Origin of the sequence: Candidatus Roseilinea sp. NK_OTU-006, from assembly GCF_012931985.1 — a bacterium.
GTDB lineage: Bacteria > Chloroflexota > Anaerolineae > J036 > Brachytrichaceae > JAAFGM01.
Genome location: NZ_JAAFGM010000106.1, coordinates 1 through 2630, shown reverse-complemented (window position 1 = coordinate 2630; position 2630 = coordinate 1). Strand labels below are relative to the sequence as shown.

At 63.1% G+C, this 2630-nt stretch carries 1 protein-coding gene; it reads right to left on the bottom strand.

Annotated elements, in window-relative coordinates; genetic code table 11:
* Positions 1-190 precede the first annotated feature (190 nt).
* On the bottom strand, positions 191-2630 hold a 2440-nt coding region (gene ppdK, locus GXH28_RS15865), incomplete at its 5' end, for a pyruvate, phosphate dikinase (protein ID WP_169239978.1).

The following is a 2630-nucleotide window of genomic DNA, read 5'->3' as shown; positions in this document are numbered from 1 at the left end:
CCCAACCCGGTTGCCGTGGCCTGTCCAAACGTGCACAACAGATAATCGCTATACAGGTCAAGCAAGTCTTGTGTCATGTCGCCATTCTATGGTCGCGCAGTCAGTTCGCGACTGCGTAACGTGAGTTGTGTAAGTTAGAACCCCGATTTCTACGAAATCGGGGTTCTGTAACGCCGCGTTCTGGCACGCGCTACTTTGTTTTCACGCCCAGTGCCGCGTGCGCCGCGGCCAGCCGCGCGATCGGCACGCGGAACGGCGAACAGCTCACGTAGTTCAAGCCGGCTTCGTAGCAGAACGCCACCGAGCGCGGGTCGCCGCCGTGCTCGCCGCAGATGCCCAATTCGAGCGTCGGGCGCGTCGCACGGCCCTTCTGCACGGCCATCTTGATCAACTGCCCCACGCCGTCGCGGTCGAGCGTCTGGAAGGGATTATCGGGCAGGATGCCCTCTTCGACATACTTGAGCAAGAAGCCGCGCTCGGCGTCGTCGCGCGAGTAGCCGTAGGTCATCTGCGTCAGGTCGTTGGTGCCGAAGGAGAAGAACTCGGCCATGGTCGCGATCTCGTCGGCGGTGAGCGCGGCGCGCGGGATCTCGATCATGGTGCCGAACTTGTACTTCACCTTCACGCCCTTTTCTTCCATCACCGCCTTGGCCACCTTCTCCAGTTCCGGCTGCACGCGCTTCAATTCGTTCACGTGGCCGGTCAGCGGGATCATCACCTCGGGCATCGGCTCGTAGCCCTCCTTCTTCACGTCGCAGGCCGCCTCGAAGATGGCGCGCACTTGCATGGCGATCAGGCCGGGGATCATGATGCCTAGGCGAATGCCGCGCAGCCCCATCATTGGGTTCTGCTCGTGCATGGCGTTCACCGCGTTGAGCAAGGCCAGCTTCGTCTGGTAATCGGCGTATTCCTCATCGCCCAACGCATCATAGTGGCGCTTGGTCTCGTAGCGCGTCACTTCGCGGATCAACTCTTCTTGCGAAGGCAGAAACTCATGCAGCGGCGGGTCTATCAGCCGGATGATGACGGGCAGGCCGGTCATCGCCTTGAACAGGCCGGCGAAGTCGCTGCGCTGGAAGGGGAGCAGCTCATCCAGGGCGCGCTGGCGATCCTCGTCGTTGTCCGCGAGAATCATGCGCTGCACGATCGGTAGGCGTTCCTCCTCGAAGAACATGTGCTCGGTGCGGCACAGGCCGATGCCCTTGGCACCGTAGTCGCGGGCGCGCTGCGCGTCCTTCGGGTAGTCGGCGTTGGCCCACACCTGCAGGCCGCGGCGCGGCTTGCCGTCCTCGGTCGTGCGCGTGTTCTGCGCGCTGATCTCGTCGGCCCACTTCAGCAGCGTAACCAGGTCGCTCTGTTCCTCGAACGACGGGTGCACCATCGGCAATTGTCCGATATAGGCCTCGCCCCTGCCGCCGTCAATCGAGACCCAGTCGCCTTGGTGTAGGACGTGCCCGTTGCTGGTGACGGTCCGGTCGTTCAGGTTGATCTGCAACGCATCCGCGCCGCACACCGCCGGGATGCCGAACTGCCGGGCGACGACGGCTGCATGTGAGGTGGCGCCGCCGCGCGCGGTGAGGATGCCCTTGGCCGCGACCATGCCGTGCACGTCATCCGGCTTGGTCTCCGGGCGGATCAGGATGACGGCCTTGCCTTCGTTGCCCCACTTTTCGGCCAGGTCGGCGTCGAAGGCGAGTATGCCGCTGGCTGCGCCGGGCGAGGCGTTCACGCCGGTCGCCAGCAGCCGGCCGTCGTTCTTCGCATCCTTCACCGCCTGCTCGTCGAACTGCGGGTGCAACAGGAAGTCCACCTCGGCGGGCGTCACGCGTCGGACCGCTTCTTCCTTCGTGATCAACTTCTCCTTCGCCATATCCACGGCGATCTTGATGGCGGCCTTGGCCGTGCGCTTGCCGTTGCGCGTCTGCAGCATGTAGAGCTTGCCCTGCTCGATGGTGAACTCGACATCCTGCATGTTCTTGTAGTGCTTCTCCAACAGGTTGCAGATGCGCATGAACTCCTTGTAGGTCTTGGGCATCTCCTTGGCCATCTCTTCGATGGGCTTGGGCGTGCGAATGCCGGCCACCACATCCTCGCCTTGTGCGTTGACGAGGTATTCGCCGAGCATCTTCTTCTCGCCGGTGGATGGGTCGCGGGTGAAGGCGACGCCGGTGGCGCTGTCGTCGCCCATGTTGCCGAAGATCATGGTGACGACGTTGACCGCCGTCGGCAGCGTGCTCTTCCAGCCCATCTGCTTGGCGTAGGTGCGTGCCTTGTGGCCGGTGGCGCTGCGGAACACGGCCATCGCGCATTCTTTGAGCTGCTCATACACGTCTTGCGGGAAATCGCGGCCGGTCTCCTCTTTGATCACCTGCTTGAAGATGGCGACCAGTTCCTTGAGGTCCTCGGTGGTCAACTCCGTGTCGAGCTTGTAGCCCCGCTCGTGCTTCATGTGCTCCATCGGCTCGTCGAACTTCTCGTCGGGGATGCCGAGCACGGTGCTGCCGAACATCATGAGCAAGCGTCGGTAGCTATCCCAGGCGAAGCGCGGGTTGCCGGTGACGGCGATCATCTCCTCGACGGTCTGATCGTTCAGGCCGACGTTGAGCACGGTCTCCATCATGCCGGGCATG